Annotated in this window: 2 protein-coding genes; both read left to right on the plus strand. The window is 37.3% G+C overall.

The window, feature by feature from the left end; genetic code table 11:
* A partial coding sequence (locus tag SM447_RS29605) for a hypothetical protein (RefSeq protein ID WP_474576156.1) occupies positions 1-194 on the plus strand: 194 nt, incomplete at its 5' end.
* A 10-nt stretch (positions 195-204) separates the two neighbouring features.
* Positions 205-576, plus strand: a 372-nt coding sequence (locus SM447_RS29610; RefSeq protein WP_474576157.1) for a hypothetical protein, incomplete at its 3' end; no start/stop codon positions are given.

Here is a 576-nt window from a genome sequence, read left to right on the forward strand (position 1 = left end):
CAAAAATTTTGATTGAGGTAGAAGGCGGGATCTGGAGCGGAGGCCGTCATACAAGAGGCAAGGGCTATATAGGGGATATGGAGAAATACAACTCTGCAGCAATGATGGGTTTTACAGTTTTACGGTTCAGTACAGAGCAAGTTAAATCCGGTATGGCATTAAAGCAAATTGAATTATTAATTAAGGGTAAATAGGAAGGCGATTATGTTGGTTGAAAAGTTTGATTTTATTGAGTTACTTCGCCTTGCTATTGATCAAGGCAAAGCTGAAGGAAAGAAAATTTCGAAAGATGTAGTTTTAGGTGAATTAGCGCTGTTATCGCCAGCTGCAAAGCTTTGGGCCACTGTCTTGATTGAAAAGGTTGATTTTGAGCGAATCGCAATAATTACCCCGGCACAAAAACAAACTGAAACTTTTTACAGTAAATATGATTTTAATTTTCAAACTGAACGCCGTATTGAAGATATTCCGGGTAAGGTTGAGTTTGTTCGTGGTGAGATTAAATCAGGTAATTTTTTCCGAGCGCGAAATAAATTAGCGGTAGAGATTCATAAAGAAATGGTAAAGAAAAAATTT

Source organism: Micromonospora aridisoli (assembly GCF_056150025.1).